We start from the raw sequence: 21,907 nt of genomic DNA, 5'->3' as shown, positions 1-21,907 counted from the left end.
GTTCTATCATATAGCGGAGGGCGAAAAATTTTGGCTCTTATCATACTTTTAACCATTTACAAAACCGGGATGCTCCCATTCAATTTCCTGTTATTGGCATTTTGAAAACTTATGAAAGATTGCCACAAGTATTAACCAAGTCTTGCACGATATCCCGTCAACCCGACAGGTGGTTTATCAGTTGGCGGTTTGACGCCCAACAGCAGGAATCAGGCAATACAAGCATTTTCAGAGTTGACCTCGGCATTAAAGCATTAGCTACTCTCTCAACAGGTGAAGTAATTGCTGGGGCAAAATCCTACCCAAAATATGCAGCCAAAAGGTCAAGAAGGCAAGGGCTAAACCGCCCTAAAATGATCGGTTCAAGCAACGGTCAAAAAGCGCAACTCAAGATAGCGAGACTGCATAAAAAAATAGCTAACACACGTAAAAATACGTTACATAACTTGACGACATTACTTGCCCAAAATCACGGTTTAATGGTCATAGAGGATTTGAATGTAAGCGGAATGATGGCTAATCATAAGTTGGCTGCGTCTGTTGCCGCTCTGGGATTCTTTGAGTTTCGCCGCCCGTTAACCTACAAATGCGAGTTGTAAGGTTCAAAGTTGGTAATTGCTGACCGTTGGTTCCCGTCCAGTAAAACCTGTTCTAACTGTGGAACAAAAAAAGAAACACTTTCCTTGAGCGAGAGAGTGTTTGAATGCTCCTATTGCGGATTGGTGATTGACCGTGACTTAAACGCGGCAATTAATTTGTCAAAAACCGTCAGTTAGGCGGGGCTCGTGCCTGTGGACTGGTGAGTTTCGACACCGCCAGGATGAAACAGGAAGTAAGCTTTACAATACTACTGAGTAGACTTGTCTAGTCATGAGTAGATGTGAGTAGGTCTTATGTAACGGAATACAAGGTGAAACTCTACACTTAGAGAATGCCGCGAGTTGCGCGGTTTCAGCTTGTGGACTGGTAGCGCGGCCGAGACCCGGCAGCAAGTATCGCCCTTTCGTCAATTCCCAATTGTGAGATCGGCATCAGCGCGTAAATTATTGACGGAAACTAAAGTCAATGTTTTCGCCAGCACACAGTCTTTCCGATCTCAGACGCCAACGGTTTTAAGGAGGACATTTTAGCTGCATGCAGGGAAATTTGAGTGAAATAGACATCCGCAGCATCCTGCAATTGATTGAGTTAGGCCAGCGAACCGGAGAACTGTTCGTAGAGGCCTACACCTCCACCGGCAGCGGCACGGGTACTCAACCTACCTCGCGCTCCCTTGCAGGACAATCCTGGTATGTCTTCTGCTTCAACGGTCAGATTATTTACGCTACCCAGAGTGCGGGCAGTTTGTTTCGCTTGCGCGACTACCTGCGCCGCTACAAAGCAGATACCGCCCTCGACAAAATCCAAGTTCCCTATATGGCATCTACCAATGCCCCAGAATACGGCTACCTATGGGCCCTGCTAGAAAACCACATCCTCACCCCAGCTCAAGGCCGCAACATCATCCAGAGCATGATCCACGAAACCCTATTTGACTTGCTCAGTCTCCACCAGGGTTCCTTCACTTTTGAAATGGGCCCAGCTTTGGCTCCTCAACTGACCAGCTTAGAAATTAGTTCGCTCCTGGCCAAGATTGTCAAACAGGTGCAGCAGTGGAAGCAGTTTCACCCTCACATTCAGTCGCCCAACCAATGCCCGGTGATTTCAGATCCCTCCGAGCTGCGAGTCGCGCTGCCTGTCAACACCTTTAATACTCTCAGACGCTGGGCCGACGGGCACACTTCGATCCGCCAAATGGCGCGCTACCTCAACCGAGACGTGCTCACTGTCGCTAAGGCGATTTACCCCTTTGTGCAGCAGGGATTGGTGCAAGTATTTTACGAACCCTCTGTTGCCCCCACCAACAATAAAAAAGAATGGTCGTCCCCAGAAACCAAAGTTCCCAGAGTTGTCTGTATTGACGACGACAATACTATTCGCAAAACAGTTGAGTCAATTTTAAATGAACACGGTTATGAAGCTACTACGATCGGCAATCCCCTCCAAGCCCTGAGTTTGGTGTTTCCACTCAAACCCGATTTAATTCTGTGTGACATCGCCATGCCGGAACTCGACGGCTACGAAATTTGCGCTATGCTGCGTAGTTCTAGCGCTTTCCGGCAGACGCCGATCGTGATGTTGACGGGCATCGACGGATTTATCGATCGCGTTAAAGCCCGCATGGCCGGAGCTACAGACTTTTACACTAAACCTTTTGGTGAAAGCGAGTTATTGATGCTGGTAGAAAAATATGTGGGCCCAGGCTACCCTCGGGTCAATCTCTCGGAAAGATTATTAGACCGATCGCTAGAAGACCAATTAGAAGAAAAATAAGTTTCGCCCCCATGGCATGATGGGAGCTTTTTTGTACCTGCGGTTAGATCGAGTCTCGGCCACCACAAAGAGAAAGCTGGACGTACTATGGGCGATCGCACCATAAACTAGAATGTATAAATCCGCGCGCTGGCATAAGGGCGTCGGTAAAACTCTGTTCAATTTCTAGACCCAAGTGGGTCTAACACGCTCAAAGTGCAAATATAATATACTTGTTCTCCACTTGCAGCCGCTCCGAAAAACTGATGTACAGAGCTACTTATTGCTAGGTATTTCTGTACAAAGTCAGAGAGTCCAATTCTCAGTCTTAACTGACTCCGTTCATGATTGTCGGGACATCAGCCATGTCAACAACTCCTCGCTAATCCCAGTATCGGTTTAGCATTCATCGCAGAAATTACCCAGAGTTTTACCAATTGAGACGGCGGTGGGATTACAAAGTGAAGCTTTAGGGGTTTCAAATTAATTGTTCGTAGTCGATTTGAGCTAATTTGTAAGCATTGGTCGCGCGAATTTATTGCTGGCAGTCAATTATTGACGGAACAAATTTATTGCCAAGTACCTCCGGCAGTAGCGCCATTCACCCCTTGGCTGTGTCAAGCTTGGCTGTGTCAAGTTTCGACCATCGAAGTTTCGATCGGCTTCTTCTTGGCGGGAAACCTCAACAATTTTGCTAGAAATGCAGGTGTCAGAATTATGATTAGCGGTAGCCCAGACTTTATATTACCAGGACTAGGCGTAGATCCGGCTCCGGAATTCCAAGAACTAGAAACTCCCGAAGGAGAGCTGCACCTGCGGTTCTACGTTCCTTCGGGGAACGAGTTCGCTCTGCCAGCGACAGGGATTAGAGAGGTACTATCCCCGTCCCCAGACCGCATGACACCGATCCCCAACGTTTCCTCTTTGCTTTTAGGTACGCTAAATATGAGAGGACGAGTGATTTGGGTGGCAGACCTCGGCCAATTTCTGGGAGACCAAACACCTCTGAACACAGATAGACCCGAAATCCCGATCGTGGCTGTGGAAGACCAAGACACGATTTTGGGGCTGGCAGTCGATCGAATTGTGGGGATGGACTGGCTCGACGTAGAGCAACTGCACTCTCAGAACAATGCACCAGACGGCATGATTCCATTTCTGAGGGGAGAATGGATGTTAGGTGCACCAGCTCAGAAAGTGCTCCGACTGCTAGATCAAGTGAAAATTCTGCGCTCGGCGCGGTGGGCAGCGTGAAATCGATTTTAGATTTGCGATTTGCGATTTTCGATTGAGGTCTAATCATAAACAGTCACACGACGTGAGGCGCGCATCTAAACATTCAATTCAAGATAAAAATCAAAAATCTCAAATCTAAAATCTAAAATCCAAAGAGGGCGGCAAATGGCAACAAGTACCAACTTTCAGCAGGACTACCAACGGGCAGAAGCGGCCTACATGGATGGCAATTATTCAGAAGCCGCAGCCCTAGTTTATCAATTAGTAGAAGATTTTCCCGAAGACCCCAGCGCTCGCCTGCTGTGCGGACACATTTACTGCTACGGACTGCAACAGTATGAGGTGGCGCGGGAACAGTACACGGTTGTGCTAGGTCTGAGTGATGACCAGAGTTTGGTAGAACACGCTCACAGCGGAATTACCTACACAGACCAATTTTTATCTGGAGAACTAGAAACTGAAAATTTCGAGGCTTTGTCTGCTGAAACTGAATTAGAATTCTATCCAGACTTATCTCTTGATGAAGGGTTAGAAGACCCGGATTTGGGACTTTTTCAAGGAAATTCCCCATCCCTTTCCTATAGAAGTCAATCCCCAGACGACATGGAAAACGAGGACTTGGCCGACTTAGGCATGAGTGGCTTGGGATGGGAACCAGAAGACGACGATGGCGCAGGCTCAGTCCCAGATTTAGCCTCACATTCTAACCCCTTTGGTGGCGACAGCGGCGGAATGGCAGCTTATGCTGAGAACTCCGGCTCGCTAGACGGCATAGACGAGTTTGCCGACTCGGACTTTGGAGACCCTTTTGCCTTAGATGATGGAGGGTTTGATGGTGCTGACTTGTCTAGCAGCAAAGTTTCTGGTTCAAGCGCACCTTACTCAGGAGATTCGTTTTCCGAAGCTCCGACTCAGATGCTCAACGGTCAAAGTTTTGCCTCTTCAGAAAGCGGGAATTCCTTCGACTCGAACCAACTAGACTCCCCCATCGGGCCCTCGGACAATTTTGGCGAACCTTTTGGTGCGCTCGATTTGCCAGACGAATTCGACAATAACTCCGACTACGACTACCAATCCCCGCCCCAGATTGGCCAAAATTACGGTCACAACACACCTGGGGTCGAAGATGAAGACCCCTTTGCCGAGGCGATGCCCTCGTCGGGTTTCGGGTCTTCTAGACCTCAAAACAAACAGTCGAATAACGGGTCGGACTACTCGTCAAACTATTCGCTGGCGGAAGACGAAACGCTGTTGATGGGAGGTGCTGTCCCCAACTCTCAAAGTCAAAGGTCGAGCCGGGGACAATTTAATTCAGTCGATCCAGCCTCCTCCAACAGCAACGGTTACAGCGACTCGGAACCCCCGGCATTTGGCTCTACAGACAACTTCGAGTTAGATGCTTTTGAAGACGACGCTTTTAGCGATTCTTTCTCTTTCGACGAAAACGAACAAGCAACAGCTTTCGGGGCTTCCGACAAGAACAACAGCGCCTGGTCGTCAAAAACTGGGAACGCTCAAGAACACAGCGACTTTTTAGACGAATTTGACGAATTTGACGATTTGGGAAATTTGCCGGACTTTGATATCTCAGAAGATGCCACCAGTTCGATCTTGACTAGAGGTAACACCAATTTCGGCAACTCGACCAGCGGCATGATGGGAACGACAGGCAGCAGCCTGGACTTTGACAACAGTGATGGCTCAGCAATTCGGGATGACGAAATATTTAGCATAAGTGGCCCGGCTGATACGTCTGTGTCGAGTTTTTCTCCCACAGAAACAGAAGCGCTCGATACTTCGGTAACAGTAGAACAGGGGGGACTGGCTTTCTTGGAAAATGCCCCTTTGTTTACAAAACAGTTGTACACGGCAATCGGGGCGGGACTTGTTTCTCTGGTAGCTGTGGCTTTCGTCACCAACATTGCCTCCTATCAAGCTCTGCGGCAAGACAAACCGGAGGCGATTGTTTACCTGCGCCAAACAGGCTGGGTAATGACTGCAGCCGCAGGCTTTACCAGCTTTTTAACTTCTTGGGGCATCGGCCAGTTGATCGCCAAGCAGGTACGCAAGTCGTCGGACAATTTGCAAGCTCAGTTCGATGCGGTATCTCAAGGAACTTTGGACGCTCGCGCTACGGTTTACTCGGAAGATGAATTTGGCAAAATGGCTGCTAAATTCAACCACATGGCGAAGGTCATCCAAACCACGATTAGCGATACTAGGCGCAAGTCTGACGAGCAGGAACAGGCAAAAGAAGACTTGCAGCGCCAAGTGATTCGCTTGCTAGACGACGTGGAAGGAGCGGCCCGGGGTGACTTGACGGTGACGGCAGAAGTGACCGCAGACGTTTTGGGTGCTGTTGCTGACTCGTTTAACTTGACAATTCAAAATCTGCGCGAAATTGTCCATCAGGTGAAGCAGGCGGCTCGGGAGGTCAGCAAAGGCGCGACAGATAGTGCTAAGTTTGCGGGCGATTTGTCTTCCGACGCGCTGCGGCAAGCTGAGGAACTGGCGGCAACGCTGAATTCGGTGCAAGTCCTCACCGATGCGATTCAGCGGGTCGCAGAGAGCGCTAGAGAGGCGGAAGAAGTGGCCCGGGGCGCGGCGGCAACGGCTCTGAAAGGGGGCGAGGCTGTGGAGCGGACGGTGGCCGGGATTTTGGAAATTCGCGAAACAGTAGCAGAAACCACGAGAAAAGTCAAGAGGTTGGCGGAAGCTTCTCAAGAAATTTCTAAGATTGTGGCTTTAATTGCGACGATCGCCTCCCGGACGAATTTGTTGGCCCTCAACGCCAGTATTGAGGCGGCGAGAGCTGGGGAAGCGGGCAGGGGTTTTGCGATCGTGGCAGACGAGGTGCGACAATTGGCAGACCGATCGGCTAAGTCTTTGAAAGAAATCGAACAGATCGTGATGCAAATTCAAAGCGAAACCGGCGCGGTAATGACGGCGATGGAAGAAGGGACGCAGCAGGTTATTGAGGGGACAAGATTGGCAGAACAGGCGAAGCGATCGCTTGAAGATATCATTCAAGTTACTAATCGAATTGACGTGTTAGTGCGATCGATTACTGCCGACACTGTAGAGCAAAACGAAACAGCTCGCGCCGTAGCTTCTGTGATGCAAGCAGTCGAGCTGACCGCTCAGGAAACCTCCCAAGAAGCGCAGCGAGTTTCTGGTGCTTTGCAAAATTTGGTGGGCGTTGCTCGCGACCTTTTGACATCGGTGGAAAGATTCCGAGTAGAAACAGCAGAAAGACAATAATCAATTGTCTCATGCTTTTTTTGCGGGCTGATTTACAAGCACGTTAGTGTGGCAATAATGGCATACAAAAAGCAACCTCGCAGTCTTGAAACCCCTGCGGGGATGCCAATTCAACACCTAAAGGAAGTAGGAGTTGCACAGATGGACGATAACATAGTAGAGGTAATACCGGGCATATTTGGTGAAGTTCAGCCGACGGGCTGTATTATCTCTACCCTAACCAAATCTAGCAGTGGCTATGCAAACAAAAGACTTCGCATTAACGGTGAATGGAAAACGTTTACTGTCCACCGTTTAGTATTAGAAAATATCTTAGGTCGTCCGATTAGACCGGAATACTTTGCTTGCCATACTTGCGATGTCCGCAACTGCATTAATCCTAACCATTTGTGGGAAGGTTCTCGGCTGGAAAATTCTCAAGATAGGTTTAAAAAAGGACGTATTAAAGATGTGGGAAGTACATCGGCGCCGAAACCTCAAAAACAAGTGCGAGGCATAGAAGTAATTCCAGGTATTCGCGCTGAAATACAGCCGAACGGCTGCATGATTTGTACGTTGGCTAAAAGAAGTGATGGTTACTCGGTGAAAACTATTAAGATTAACGGGAAAAATCAAAGTTTCTATCCCCACAGACTTGTACTGGAACACAAACTGGGAAGGCCTGTTAAACCCGGTTATTTTGCGTGTCACAGTTGCGACGATCGCGGTTGTGTCAATCCCGACCATTTGTGGGAAGGAACCCCCGCCGATAACTCCCGCGATGCTATAGAAAAAAACCGCTTTCCTTTCGTTCCCGGCAAGATATGTCCTAACCGCAAACTCCAACCCGAACAGGTGCGAAAGATTCGCTATCTTTTAAGTGAGGGCATATCGAAAAGAAAAATAGCCAGGACATTTGCCATATCTCGCAGTCAGATTATTCTCTTGGCAAGGGGCGAGATATACAGAGACATTCTCTAGAACTACTAACATAGACCCAATACAATAACGATTAAAATCAGGAATAAAACTATGCTACCGGAGCAACAACAGAGGATAATGGGCTACTTTATTGAGGAGGCAAAAGACCACCTCAATACGATCGAACAAGGGTTGCTGAATCTGCAAACCACGATCGAAGACCCCGAACTGGTCAACGAAGTATTTAGGGCCGCTCACTCTGTCAAAGGAGGAGCAGCAATGCTGGGGCTGACGAGCATTCAGCAAACAGCTCACCGACTAGAAGATAGTTTTAAAGTATTAAAAGAGTGCAGCGTTAAAGTAGACCAACAGCTAGAGTCCCTTTTTCTGCGAATTTTTGACACATTGCAAGGGCTGTTAGAGCAACTGTCGGGGCCTTTTGGACTGACAGAAGAATTGGGAGAACAGATGGTTCGAGAATTAGAACCAGTATTTGAAGAACTTAATGGGCACTTGGGGGGACTCGTTGGACACGGAGAACACCATGCAGACGAGAGCTACGCGATGCCAGTACCCGAACCAGTTATGGCGGGGGTGGGAGTCGGGGCGTTTGCCTCATCAAGGAGTTTTCCAGATTCGCGGTCAGTTTACGCACCTGATGCCAGAGCCACAGAAGACAGCGCGCTGCAGCTAGTATTTGACTCGGACGTGCCGGCGAGGATGCGGGAACTCCTGCAAGAGTTTAAACAGCCGGAGGGGCCAGAAAGCAGGCGGCAACTTAAGAACATTTGTCGGAACTTGCTCAGGGCGGGGGAAGAATTTGAACTGCCCTGCTGGATAGAATTGATCCAAGCTGTATCCAAGGCGATCGCCAACCCAGAAAATACCTACCGCACCTTAGCCCCAACGGTGATCAAAGACATCAAACAAGCCCAAGAACTGGTAATTTCTGGTCTAGAATCGTCGATCGCCCCAAGCGCAAAACTTCTGTCGCTGCAGCCGGCTGTTCTGGTTCCAGAAACAGATTTTGAAGATTTGCTGGCCTTCGCTCAACCGACGAGTAAATCCGGGAAAAATGTGGTTTCTGTTGAAGATGAAGCCTGGGATCTGGTGGGTTCGGGCGATGCCCAGGATGGATTGAACAAGTTGCTGCCGACTATTTCTGGGCTGAGTATAGACGAGCTGTTCGACCAACTCGACAGCGGCGACAGCAACGATGACAATGGCATTCGATTGTCCCAGTTCGACGAAGATTCCGCCTTCGCAGAATCGGATATAGAGACGGGTGCTTTTAGAGGCTCGACCCGCACGGGCCCGGAAGTGGGCGCGGCAGAACTCAACACTTTAGCTGACTTGTTTGACGGCGAGTCCCCGGATCTCGACGGCGCTTGGGAAGAAGAAGAAGACCTCGACTATGCACACTCTTCTGGGATATCGGCGGCCCGAATGCTGGGGTTAGACGATGATGACAATTCCGGCGATTTTACTGATTTGTTGTTTGACGAATACGATGCGGAAAGTTCCGAAACGAATAGGACGCCTCCGATTGATGACCTGACGAGTTTGTTTGGGGAGGATTTGCTGTTTGGAGAGGAGGCAGAGGGCTCGACAGTAGCTGCCGATCGGAAAAATGCGGGTTCGAGCCAGCGGTTAACCCGCAACCAGGTTAAAACGGGTAACGGTAGGGGCGGTTTGGAGCGGCGATCCGACACGGTGGCCCCAGCGAGGGGACAAGCGGACGAAGATGCTCTCGGTACGCTGTTGGACGAAGTGGCGGCCCAAACTTCTGCTGGTGGTACGGAGGACAATGCTGATTTCGAGAACTTGTTCGGCGATTTAGGCTTATCTGAGGAAACAGGTGGGCCGGCAATCTCTTCGGAGTATTCCCTGAAGTCTGAGGCTTTAGACGGAGAATCGAAGAAGCCTGCAGCAAGGGGGGGCAATGATTCAGCGGAGGCCGAAGCGGTTGTTCTGCCTGAAATGGATGATTTCGAGTTGTTCTCTGAGCTTGGCGAGGATTCGGATTTGAGCGAGTTGTTGGGGATTACTTCTAATTTCCTTTCTTCAGAAGACGAAGGTGGGGAGAACGGGGGCGATCGAGCTCAAGCTGCAGGCACCGCACAAAATGAGGAAATGGGCAACGTTCTTAACATGACATCAAATTCTGATTTAGATATCTCTGCAGATGAAAACTGGCTAGAAGATGCTTTCGGCCTGGAAGACGAGTCTGTGCAATCGCTCAACCTGGAAGGGGACGATACGGATTTGGATGCGCTGTTTGGGGATATGACCTCGGACGCGATTTCTGAGGATGAACAGACTGTGCGGGATCGGCAAGGAGTGGCTACTTCCCGAGAAGCTGCCGATTTGGCTGAGCTTTTCGGTTCTGTACCTACGGGTACGGAGTATGAGGGAGAAGCTTCGGGGCAAGCCCGTGGGGGTTGGCCCAAGGATGGGGATTCAGAATTGCTGAGTGCGGATTTGGGAGTTGATGAGGGCGACTTGGGGAGTTTGTTCGACAATAATAACAATGGTGCGGCGGTTTCCGACCAAGGCTTGGCAAATTCGGCAGAGGTTGAACTTGGGGCTTTGTCCGACGATCGTCCTGAGTCGGAAATTTCAAATCTCGAATCTGATGAGGGCGCAGCTTTCGATTTCTTGGAGGATATGTTTGGGGAAGGGCTGGTGCAGCAGCCCGATGCTGTAGTGGCGCCAGATGAGGGCGCGGCTCATGATGAGGAAGAATTGTCGGCCGAACTGCCCGATGGTTTGGCAGGCGGGGTGAGTGCTGATTTGTTCGATCGAGCCGAAACAGATGTCGCCGGGGAGTATGAGGGCGAAGATGATTTGTTTGATGCCCTGGAAACTGATTTTTCGAGTGTGGATTTAGAGCCGCTGCCTGCTGAATCTCTCGATGGTATGTTTGATGGCGATGCTGACTTGCTCTCGGCGATGGAAACCGGCGCTACTCTCAACAACGCAGAGTTGGAGGGTTTTGATGATTTGTTGGATTCGATCGATGCTGAGGTTTTGGTGACTTCGGAACTGACGACGGGCTTTTGGGACGCTGAGGACGAGTCAGCCCAGGCCGATGCCTCGGAGTTAGATGAGGGGTCGCTGGCAGACTTTTTTGGCGATGGCGAATCAGGCGATGAGGATGATTCTGAAGGCAATTTTGACGATTTAGAAGCACTGTTAATTGCAGGCGGTGCGGGAGCTGTCATAGCAGCTTCTGCGAGTACAAATCAGAGTCCGGTAAATACAGAAGTTTTCTCGGATCTTGAAGAACTCCTCAGCGAGAGCGCAACTATGCCGGAAATTCACGGGCTACCGGCGACAACTGCTAGTAAAGCTCCGCGCACTGCTGCCGATGAGAGCGACGACGAATTTGGGGATTTAGAAAAACTGCTCGAAGATCCCAAGGACAGCGGCCGCCAAGGGGAAGGCAATATGGGGCCGTCGGCGATCAACAGACCCAGGCGGAATGCCCGCGCGGGCGGGTTCGGCGACCAGACGATGCGGGTGCCGGTCAAGCAACTGGATAACCTCAGCAATTTGATGGGGGAACTGGTGGTAAACCGCAACAGTTTGGAGCAAGACCAAGAACGGATGCGGCAGTTTTTGGACAATTTGCTGCACCAGGTTGCGCTGCTGAGCGATGTGAGCCAGCGGACTCAGGATTTCTACGAGCGGAGTCTTTTGGAGATTGCTTTGCTGGCAAACCGGCAGGGACACCGATCGGCCTGGCGCTCTGAGGATTCGGCGCACACCCGCGAAAGTGCCTGGAGACCAGAGGAAATGGACAGGTTTACTCCTTTCCACAGTTTGGCTCAAGAGATTATTGAGCTGATCGTGCGGGTGCGGGAGTCGGCGGCGGACATTGAGTTTTTGGTGGATGAGGCGGATCAGGTGACTCGCCAACTGCGACAAGTTACGACTCAACTGCAAGAAGGTTTGACTCGCGCCCGGATGAAGCCGTTTGCGGAGACGACGGACAGGCTGTTCCGGGCGGTGCGGGAAATCGCGATTAAGTGCGGGAAGCAGGCTCAGTTGCAGGTTGAGGGTAAGGAGATTTTGATCGACAAGATGATTGTGGATCAGCTATATGACCCGATGACTCATTTGGTGAACAATGCGATTACTCACGGGATCGAAGCGCCGGAAGTGCGTCTGGCGGCTGGGAAGCCTGCAGTCGGCAGGATTACGATTCGCGCTTTCCACCAAGGGAACCAAACGGTAGTTTCGGTTTCTGACGACGGGGCGGGAATTGACCCGCAAAGGGTGAAGGCGAAGGCGATTAAGCAGGGTATGCTGACGGCGGCTCAGGCTCAGAGGATGTCTCGCTCGGAAGTTTACGATTTGCTGTTTATGCCGGGTTTCAGCACTCAGGAACAGGCGACGGAGTACGCCGGCCGGGGGGTCGGTATGAATGTGGTGCAGACTTCCTTGCAGGAAATTCGGGGCACTGTGTCGATCGATTCAACCATCGGCAAGGGGACTGTGTTTACCATCCGTTTACCTCTGGTATTGAGCATTTCTAAGGCTCTGACTTGCATTAGCGATCGAGCTCGCATTGCTTTCCCGATGGATGGGGTCGAAGATATGATCGATGTGCCTCGCGATCAGGTAACGACGGGGGCGGATGGTTTGCCTTGCATTGAGTGGCGGGGTCAAAGCTTGCCGTTCCGGCCGCTGCGGGATTTGCTGGCTTACAGTCGCCATTTGGGTCGGGGCAGTGTTTACGGGTTTAATACTGACGATGACATGATTTCGGTAATCGTGCTGCGCTCTGCTGGCAATTTCTTGGCGGTACAGGTGGATCAGGTTTCGACGGAACAGGAAATTGTGATCAAGCCGTTGGAGGGGCCGGTGCCGAAGCCGATCGGGATTGCTGGGGCCACCGTGCTCGGGGACGGTCGGATCGTGGCGATTGCGGACGTTCTGGAGCTGATCGATTTGGCTACTGGAAGGCTGCGGAAGGACACTGGCGGTACGCTTTGGGATGAGGGCGAGAAGGCTACTAAGGAGGCGGAAATCGAGAAGACTGAGCCGACTGTACTGATTGTGGATGACTCGATTACGGTGCGATCGCTATTGTCGATTACTTTTGAGAAGTCTGGCTATCGTGTAGAAGAAGCTCGCGACGGTAAGGAAGCTTGGGAAAAGATGAAATCTGGTCTGCCTTGCGATATCGTTTTCTGCGATATTGAAATGCCGAGAATGGATGGTTTGGAACTACTTTCTCGGATGCAGAAGGATGCGGTTTTGTGTGAATTGCCGATCGCGATGCTAACTTCTCGCGGTGCTGACAGACACCGCCAAATGGCTTATAGTTTGGGCGCGAAAGGCTATTTCACTAAGCCTTATTTGGAGGAGCAATTGCTTGATGCTGCTTCTCGGATGTTGAAAGGTGAGGTTGTTGGTGCTCCGGTTGGTGTGTAATGTGTAAACCTGCTTTTATCTGCGGTTAAAAAAGGAATTTCTTAACCGCAGATGAAAATGGATTGACGCTGATTAACGCAGATAATCTCTAATTCATCTGCGTTTATCTGTCTTTATCTGCCTATATCTGCGGTTGAAAAAGGGAATTTCTTAACCGCAGATAAGAATTGATAGACGCGGATTGACGCAGATTTAGCTCGCGCTTTCGGTTTTGGTGGTAGGCTGGGACAGTGGGGTTTAGCGGAAGGGCGATCGAGGTTATTTATGGATGCTAAAGAACTTTTAGAAAAATATGCCGCAGGACAGCGCAACTTTCAAAAAGCAGAGTTAAGTGGGGTAGACCTCAAAGGTGCAAAGCTGAGCGGAATAGACTTATATAGTGCAAATTTGACGGGAGCTGACTTGAGTGAGGCAATCTTGACCAAGGCAAACCTTGGCAATACAAATCTTAGTAAGGCAAACCTGACAGGAGCAAATTTGAGTGGAGTGCTGGGAGGTGTACAAAATCTGATTTCTGCCAACCTTAGCGGTGCTAACTTAAGCGGAGCGTGCCTCAATAATTCTAAGTTATGGGATGCCAACTTAAAGGAGGCAAACCTTAGCGGTGCTAACTTGAGTAGTGCAAATTTAACTAGAACTTCATTGATTGAGGCAAACCTCAGTAAAGCCACCCTAAGTAGTGCAATCTTGACCCAAGCAGACTTGACTAAAGCTGATTTAAGTCGGGCAGACCTAACTGGTGTGACGCTTCAAAGCGCAAATTTACAGGGAGCTAAACTCCAGTTAACTAAGCTCTCTAAATCTAACTTATCATGGGCGAATTTGGATGAAGCTTATCTGGTTGGAGCTGATATTCAAGGCACAAATCTCAAAAAATCGAGCCTGCAAGGTGCAAGTCTGGAAGCAGCCAATCTGCAAGGGGCAAACTTGATTAAAGCAAACCTGGATGGAGCCAACCTGAAACAAGCAGAATTGACAGATGCAAACATTTATGCAGTAAGTATTGAGAATGCAGACTTCACTGGTGCTATCATGCCTGATGGAGAAATCTACAATCAAGAAACTTCGGAAAAATTATCCCAAAAAATGACATCTATGACGCGCAAAATTATTCGTACTGACAAAGCACCGGCACCCGTGGGCCCTTACAATCAAGCGATCGCCGCTACGGGCACTATGCTGTTTGTAGCAGGTCAAATTGCGATCGACATTAGACTAAACGATATCGTCTACACCGACGACGTGGCAAAACAAACCGAACAAGTCATGGCAAATCTCGAAGCCATTCTCACAGAAGCCGGCGCTACTTGGTTAGATGTGGTAAAAACTACGGTTTTCCTCAAAGATATGAATGATTTTGCCGCCGTGAATGCGGTTTATGCGAAATATTTTGATGCGGAAACTGCACCGGCGCGCGCTTGTGTGGAGGTTTCGCGTTTGCCGAAAGATGTGTTAGTTGAGATTGACTGTATTGCGGTTATTTAACGTGAGTTAGTGTGCTGACCTAGCACGTCGATCGGATCGACGTGCCAGCTATATAGAGTCTGACTCCTCAAGCTGCAATAGTCTTAGGAATGAGAATTAAATAACTTCCACAAGATTGTGGGACGGGCGGGACGCCCATCCCACAATAACAATTAAAATTGTAAGTTATTTAATTCGCGATCCTTACTTCTTCAAATTAGCAGGAGGAGTTTCAGGTACAACCCAGTAGTAGACAGTTCTGCCGTCCACTTTTACTACCTGCTCAGGTTTCCAGTCGCCCATATCGAATTCATGGGACACAATGCGCGTACCTGGTTTTAGACTGAGTAATTTGGGGCGCAGTTTTACGTTGAGTTCTGGCAGTAGGTAAAGCGTGACAACTGTTGCCTCACTGAAGTCTGTTTGGAATAAATCTTCCTGACGAAACTGGACACGATCGGTCACGCCAGCCTTTTTGGCGTTCTCGTTAGCTTCTCGAATGCGTTCTGGGCTGATGTCAATACCAATGCCCCGCGCGCCAACCTTTTGAGCGGCTGCAATCACAATCCTACCGTCGCCACTACCCAAGTCGTAAACTACGTCATTGGCTTGCACGTTTGCCAGCCGCAGCATTTCATTCACAACCGGTACAGGGGTTGGAACGTAAACGACATCGGGTTGACGGGTGGGAGCTTCTGTTGTGGGGCTAGGAGTCGCTTGAGCCACATCGGAAACAGAATTAGTTGGGGATGCGGCAGCCGGAGTTGGAGCCACTGTCTCAAAGTTACGTTGTTGGGTACAGCCGATCGCAGCAACACTGAGAATGCTAACGCCAACAAAGAGTGATTGTCTAATGGTTTTGAGTTGCATGATCGTAAATCTCCAAAAAAAATTGCTATGTATTTTGACGAACAAAGGGAAGACCCAGTAGAACAACGATGATCCCTGCGATCGCGCCGATGCCTGTATAGACCACACTCGAATAGAGCAAATAGCCACAAATGGCGCAGAACACTATGGGAACGATCGGGTAAAGCGGTACGCTAAACGGGCGGAGTCGATCGGGTTCTCGAATGCGTAAAACAATTAACGACAGGGTGCTGATCAAAAAGAAAAACCAGAAAATGGGGGCAGTGTAGTCCACCATTGTTTCAAATCCTTTGCGGGTGAAGGTTCCCAGCCCAATCAGCGTCAGGGCGATCGCACCTTGCAATAAATAAGCGGTTGTCGGTGAACTCGGATGCGGGTGCCAGCGTGCCAACCAGCGAAACGCAGACCTATCCTGCCCCAGAGCAAAGCTGCTGCGTGCCCCCGTAAAGATGCTGGCGTTGATCGACCCCAGCGTGGCGGTCACAACCAGTAAACTCACAAACGCGGCTCCTGGTTCACCCAGCACTCGCCGCAGTAAATCTGATGCAACGGCTTGAGAGTCGGCCATGCCTGCGATACCCAATCCCCGCAGATATGCCAGATTAATCAGCAGATAAAGTCCTGTAATGATGCCAATACTCCAGAGGAACGATCGCAAAATATTGCGCTGTGGGTTGTGAATTTCGGCAGAAATGTAAGCAGCTTCATTCCAACCACCATAGGACAGCAGCACGAAGACCAGCGCTAAGCCCCAGGAAGAGGTACGGGAGGCATCGGAGGAAAGGGCCGAGACGGGAGGAGGGGAGGATGCCAGACCCACTACGATGACCAGCAGTAAGCCTAAAACGAGTATCACCGCTAGCCCGTTCTGGAGGCCTTTACTCTGGCGCAGTCCAATGATGTTGAGCATTGTGAGCAGGGCGATCGCGAGTGCTGCGTAAATTGCAGGGGAGTAGCCACCTAGTGGAAGTAGCTGAGAGGCATAGTCGCCAAACACAAATGCCAGCAGCGCGATCGATCCAGTCTGAATCACGGTCATGCGTGCCCAGGCAAATAAAACCGCGATCGGTTGCCCCAATGCCCGTTTCAAGTAGTAGTAGTTGCCGCCGACATGGGGATATGTCGTGGCCAATTCGGCGTAGCAAAGTGCCCCCAGCAATGACACCACACCGCCCATCAGCCAGACTCCTATGACACCACCAACCGTTCCGGTATTAGCAGCGACCAGAGCAGGGGTTTCAAAAATGCCTGCGCCGATTACTAGCCCGACAATCAGGGCGATCGCATCAATTAGACTAATAGAGGGTTTTGGAGTCCCTGTTTGGGGTTCGTTACGTTCCACCAGTGCAGTGTTCTCTAATCTATCCACAGTTTTAGCTTCTCAACGAGTAGAATTTTTTACGACACCCAGGCTTAAACCAATTTCCGTTTTGCCCAAAAGTCCGGCGCCGACTCAGAAGAATTAGAATTCCTGCGATACCAGAAATTAAATAAAAAGAGTTGCTGGAAACGTGAACTGTTCATCCTTAAAAATCTATTTAGGAGAGGGTTGACAATCAAGGTCTACTCTTAGCTTCCACAGCAAATGTGACTCAAAGGTGACAATCCCCACATTTTTCCAATTAATGACTCAGAACAGGTTCCCATGCTTCGATGGTTTGCAGGATAATCAAACCAGAACGAACCATTGCTTGCAGTTGAGGTAGCATCTACCAAATCCGCGTCACGAAATCAATACATGAGCGCTTCGATCGCCAATCAGACAACCGCACAGATAATCCAGAAACGGCACTCAGCCTTTTGCAAGATGAGCAACTCTACACGATCTTGCACAATAGCAATCATGTTGTTGAATGGTTAGAAGCACTGGATTGCTAGATCACGGCTTGGTATTGTCGGCAAATTTTTGGCTCAAAAGTGATTAAACGACGATCGATCGTGTCTACAAGAAAAAGTGATTTGAAAAGGTGGATCAGCGGTGTTAGCTCTTGTCTTTGATTCACAAAAATTGATGGAAATTGAAGCGTAGCTCAAAAGTAATTAGTAGGTAAAAAGGCATGAAACGAACAAACATTCTTAAAAGTGGACTAATGTTCAGCATCATGGGTCTAGTTGGCTGCACTTCTCCCCAGACGCAGGTGCGCGAAACACCGGCTTCTGTCCAAATCAGTAGTGAAGCGCAACAGGCACAAACTAATCAAACTGCCCAGCCAGCCAGTTGCAAATTGGTGGAAGACGGGTTTGGTCCTCCGGGGCAGGTGAGTGTACGGGTGGAGGAAGTGGTGACAGGGCTGGATGTTCCCTGGGGGATTGCCTTCTTACCAAACCGCGATCTGCTTGTTTCTGAACGATCGGGACGGGTGCGGCTAGTGCAAAATGGCAAGCTGCGCCCCCAAGCGATCGCCACCATCAATGTCAGCGATCGCGGTGAAGGTGGATTACTGGGCATTGCCGCTCATCCCGATTTTACCAATAACCGATTCTTTTATGTATATTTCACGGCTAACCAAAATGGCACTCCAGTGAATCGTGTGGAACGCTGGCAGTTGTCCCAGGATGGGGTGAGTGCAACCCGCGATCGCACCATTGTTGACAATATTCCCGTTGCTCAATTCCACAACGGCGGACGGATTCGGTTTGGTCCCGATGGGATGCTTTATATTGGCACCGGAGACGCCAGAGATCCAAACCTTTCTCAGAATGTCAAAAGTCTTGCAGGCAAGATTTTGCGCGTCACCCCTGATGGCCAGGTGCCCGCTGATAATCCCTTCCCAGGAAATCCTGTTTATATCCTGGGGATTCGCAATACTCAAGGGTTTGATTGGGTGAATGTATCGACTCTGTGGGTCAGCGATCATGGCCCCAGTGGCGAGTTAGGGCGATCGGGACACGATAAAGTCAGTGTTGCCCAGGCAGGTGATAATTTGGGCTGGCCCACTATCTACCGCTGTGAATCACAGCAAGGATTAGTCACCCCTGCGATCGTGTGGCAGCAGGCATTACCCCCCGGAGGAGCCACCATCTACACAGGCAATGCGATTCCTGAATGGAAAGGCAACCTCATCGTTGCAGGACTGCGGGCAGAGCAATTGCAGCGAATTGTCATTGATCCTCGATCGGGTCAAGTGCAGCAGCATGAAGTGTATTTGCAGGGGCAGCAGGGACGGCTCAGAGAAGCGATTATGGGCCCCGATGGGGAATTGTATGTGACCACCAGTAATTGTGATGGTCGCGGCACTTGCCCACCAGAACAGGACAAGATTCTTCGCATTACTCGCTGAGTAAGTTTTTGAACCTGTCACCTTCTGATCACTTTTCGGCTTCAAATTGAAAACAGGTAGAGAACTACGATCGCTCAAGCGATTTCTTTACCTGTTCTTTTATGAGTTGAATGGGTAATTCTAATGCTGGATCTCTGGTACAAAAATGCCATCATCTATTGCATTGATGTCAAAACTTTCATGGATGCCAATGGTGATGGCATTGGTGACTTTGCAGGCTTGACTCAGCGCGTTGATTATCTGTCTGGGTTGGGCGTTACTTGCATCTGGCTCATGCCTTTCTATCCATCTCCCAATAAAGATAATGGGTACGATGTGATGGATTACTACAGCATCGATCCTCGTTTAGGAACATTGGGAGATTTTGTTACATTCACCCGTAGGGCAGAAGAACGAGGAATTCGGGTTATTGTTGATTTGGTTGTCAACCATACATCAGATCAGCACCCCTGGTTTCAAGCAGCTTGTAGAGATAAAACCTCCAAATACTGGAACTACTACTTGTGGTCAAAAGAGAAACCGCAGGATTTGCTAGAAGGTATTATCTTCCCTGGTTTTCAGAAAGCGACGTGGACATATCAACCAGAAGCAGAAGCCTATTATGCCCATCGGTTCTATGACCATCAGGCTGACTTGAATATTACTAATCCTGAAGTCAGGATAGAGATTCAAAAAATCATGGGGTTTTGGTTGACGTTGGGCGTATCTGGGTTTCGGATTGATGCCGCTCCCTATCTCATTGAACTGAGACAGGCTGATAACCTGTGTGAGCGAGTCGATGATCCTTACATCTACATTGATGAACTGCGGAATTTTCTTTCCTGGCGACGGGGAGATGCGATTTTGCTGGCAGAAGCCAATGAACCTCCCGAAGCACTATCCAGGTATTTTGGGGATGGCAACCGGATGCAAATGCTGTTTAACTTTTGGGGAAATCAACATTTAATGCTTGCCCTGGCACAGGAAACGGCAACTCCACTAATTGAAGCATTTAAAGAATTGCCAGATGTCCCCCCCATTGGGCAATGGGCAAACTTTATTCGCAATCATGATGAACTGTCGCTCGATCAACTCTCCAGTGTTCAGCAAGACGAAATTGCAGGGGCATTTGCGCCCGATCGCGATCGAATGTGGATTTTCGATCGCGGTATCCGTCGTCGATTTGCTCCTATGGTCAAGGGCGATATTCAGCGACTGCGACTAACCTATAGTTTGCTGCTAACCCTACCAGGCACGCCAGTGATTAACTATGGCGAAGAATTGGGTATGGGCGATGACTTATCATTGAAGGAGCGCGATCCGGCTCGGACACCAATGCAATGGTCGAGTGCGCCCAATGGTGGATTTTCGACGGCGGCGGCTGATCAACTCCTCCTTCCTGTTATTTCCGAAGGCGAATACAGCTACCAGCATTTGAATGTCAAGGTTCAACGTCGAAACCCTGACTCGTTGATCAACTGGATGGAACGCGCCATCCGCGTGCGGAAGGAATGCCCTGAGTTTGGTTGGGGCGCATGGCAAATCTTGGAGGCAAATCACCCCAGTGTATTTGCCCATCGGTGTGAGTGGGAGGGCAGGGTGGTTATTGCCGTACATAATCTGGCAGAAGCTGCCTGTACAGCGACATTGACACTCACAGAGGATGCTAACAAATATTTGATTGATTTGTTTGAAGATCGACCGGATGAGGCGATCGTGGATTCCTCTCATAAAATTCATCTCAAAGGCTACGGTTACCATTGGTTTCGCGTGGGCAACCAGCCTTTTTAACCGATCTCCATACAAGGAAGAAGTATTGTGGTTCCCCTTCACGACAACAATCCTACCCGAATTACTCCTTACGTCAATTATGGGTTAATTGGTATCAACATCGTTATTTTTTGGTATGAGGCAAGTTTATCGGCTCCGCAATTGCAGAGTTTTGTACAAACCTATGCGGTTGTTCCGAATCAATTAACTACCAGTTTTCAAAGTGGTGATCTCACACAAATTCTACTTCAAGCGATGACACTCATTACCTCGCAGTTTCTGCATGGAGGTTTTTTGCATCTGGGTGGGAATATGCTGTTTTTGTGGGTATTTGGCAACAACATCGAAGACCAGTTGGGACATATCAAGTTTTTGATTTTCTATCTGCTTTGTGGAGCCTTAGCAGGGTTGGCGCAGTGGTTTTTCTCAATGCAGTCTACGGTGCCTGCGTTGGGAGCTAGTGGGGCGATAGCGGGTGTCCTTGGAGCTTACATTCTTCGCTTTCCTCACGCTAAAATTCTGACCTTGCTTCCGTTAGGATTCTTTATAACAACTTTCCGTATTCCGGCAATTTTCTTCCTGGGTTTTTGGTTTGTCCAACAAGCTTTGTACGGTATTGCCAGTTTGCAGATACGCAGTAATGTCGGCATGGAAGGTGGTGGTATTGCTTACTGGGCACATGCGGGAGGATTCGTCTTTGGTGTCCTTCTGGGTCCTCTCTTTGGTCTCTTTGCGTCAAAAGAGCGTTAATTTCAGAAGCGATGAATCAATTAGTCAAGTAATCTGGGAGGGTGACAAAAAGGTCTACAAACTAAACAGAATCAGGGTGGCAGTCCTATACCTGTTGATAAAAGCAACGCTTATTTCGAGTTAACTTTATTAAGTCGTGCACAGATTCATAATATCGTTCGAGATAATTTGCCCACTGCTCTCCATCTTGCGCCCACGCCTTCCTGTACTCCCTTTGTCGTATTTTTGGCACTGAGGTCTGTCCAGAAATCTGTGTAGCTTGCGACGGCGACTTTCGGCTGTTCTTGGATAGGGAAATACCCGTGGGAACAGCTCTAACCTGACATTGATTTAATTATCCACAGTGGTTCAAAGTCAAGCGAGAATAAGCCATTGGGCTAGATAAAAACTGTCCGGACTATAGATCTAAAATCTAAAATCGATTAAATCGATTGACTTGTTTTTCTGATTGTATCAAGCCAACCAAGATTTTAAACATAAACTGAGCGTGTGTCAGTTGTTTTTGTAAATGGGTCTGATAGGATGCAGGGTAAACGCATCTAAATTAATTTGACAAACACCTAAATTTGTGCATTACTAAATAACTAAAAAAAACTTTTAAA

At 49.2% G+C, this 21,907-nt stretch carries 13 protein-coding genes; 11 read left to right on the top strand and 2 right to left on the bottom strand.

The features are described from left to right. Window positions 1–77: 77 nt before the first annotated feature. The 8 genes from QUB26_RS27295 (at window position 78) to QUB26_RS27260 (ending at window position 14,676) form a co-directional block, all read left to right on the top strand. Complete coding sequence (locus QUB26_RS27295) at window positions 78–599, top strand: transposase (protein ID WP_333320496.1); 522 nt, start codon at window positions 78–80, stop codon at window positions 597–599. A gap of 9 nt (window positions 600–608) precedes the next feature. Continuing rightward, complete coding sequence (locus QUB26_RS27290) at window positions 609–776, top strand: zinc ribbon domain-containing protein (protein WP_333320494.1); 168 nt, start codon at window positions 609–611, stop codon at window positions 774–776. A gap of 358 nt (window positions 777–1,134) precedes the next feature. Next, window positions 1,135–2,373 carry a response regulator gene (locus QUB26_RS27285; protein ID WP_333056449.1) on the top strand — a complete coding sequence of 413 codons (1,239 nt, stop codon included), beginning with the start codon at window positions 1,135–1,137 and terminating at the stop codon, window positions 2,371–2,373. Between the two features lie 699 nt (window positions 2,374–3,072). Then, complete coding sequence (locus QUB26_RS27280; protein ID WP_039887356.1) at window positions 3,073–3,606, top strand: chemotaxis protein CheW; 534 nt, start codon at window positions 3,073–3,075, stop codon at window positions 3,604–3,606. A gap of 147 nt (window positions 3,607–3,753) precedes the next feature. After that, window positions 3,754–6,849 (top strand): methyl-accepting chemotaxis protein, encoded by a 3,096-nt coding sequence (locus QUB26_RS27275; RefSeq protein WP_333320492.1) that lies wholly within the window; start codon window positions 3,754–3,756, stop codon window positions 6,847–6,849. Window positions 6,850–6,906: 57 nt separating this feature from the next. Then, window positions 6,907–7,809, top strand: a complete 903-nt coding sequence (locus QUB26_RS27270; protein ID WP_333320490.1) for an HNH endonuclease — start codon at window positions 6,907–6,909, stop codon at window positions 7,807–7,809. Between the two features lie 51 nt (window positions 7,810–7,860). Next, window positions 7,861–13,191 carry a response regulator gene (locus tag QUB26_RS27265; RefSeq protein WP_333320488.1) on the top strand — a complete coding sequence of 1,777 codons (5,331 nt, stop codon included), beginning with the start codon at window positions 7,861–7,863 and terminating at the stop codon, window positions 13,189–13,191. Between the two features lie 264 nt (window positions 13,192–13,455). Continuing rightward, on the top strand, window positions 13,456–14,676 hold the full coding sequence (locus QUB26_RS27260; RefSeq protein ID WP_333320486.1) for a Rid family detoxifying hydrolase: 1,221 nt from the start codon (window positions 13,456–13,458) through the stop codon (window positions 14,674–14,676). A 183-nt stretch (window positions 14,677–14,859) separates the two neighbouring features. Here QUB26_RS27260 and QUB26_RS27255 read toward each other — a convergent pair whose 3' ends face one another. Both QUB26_RS27255 and QUB26_RS27250 read right to left on the bottom strand, forming a co-directional pair. Next, window positions 14,860–15,525, bottom strand: a complete 666-nt coding sequence (locus tag QUB26_RS27255) for a methyltransferase domain-containing protein (protein WP_333320484.1) — start codon at window positions 15,523–15,525, stop codon at window positions 14,860–14,862. Window positions 15,526–15,550: 25 nt separating this feature from the next. Then, complete coding sequence (locus QUB26_RS27250; protein WP_333320482.1) at window positions 15,551–16,894, bottom strand: amino acid permease; 1,344 nt, start codon at window positions 16,892–16,894, stop codon at window positions 15,551–15,553. A gap of 688 nt (window positions 16,895–17,582) precedes the next feature. Between QUB26_RS27250 and QUB26_RS27245 the strand changes: the two genes are divergently transcribed. From QUB26_RS27245 to QUB26_RS27235, 3 genes are all read left to right on the top strand, one after another. Further along, complete coding sequence (locus QUB26_RS27245; RefSeq protein ID WP_333320480.1) at window positions 17,583–18,806, top strand: PQQ-dependent sugar dehydrogenase; 1,224 nt, start codon at window positions 17,583–17,585, stop codon at window positions 18,804–18,806. A 123-nt stretch (window positions 18,807–18,929) separates the two neighbouring features. Continuing rightward, window positions 18,930–20,576, top strand: coding sequence for an alpha-amylase family protein (locus QUB26_RS27240; RefSeq protein WP_333320478.1), 1,647 nt, complete (start codon window positions 18,930–18,932; stop codon window positions 20,574–20,576). 27 nt (window positions 20,577–20,603) lie between these two features. Further along, a complete protein-coding gene (locus tag QUB26_RS27235) occupies window positions 20,604–21,305 on the top strand; it encodes a rhomboid family intramembrane serine protease (protein WP_333320476.1) in 702 nt (233 codons plus the stop codon). Window positions 21,306–21,907 lie beyond the last annotated feature (602 nt).

Source organism: Microcoleus sp. B4-C1, assembly GCF_036705285.1.
In the GTDB taxonomy this organism is placed as follows: Bacteria; Cyanobacteriota; Cyanobacteriia; order Cyanobacteriales; family Microcoleaceae; genus Microcoleus.
This window is presented reverse-complemented; position numbering and strand designations above follow the sequence as displayed.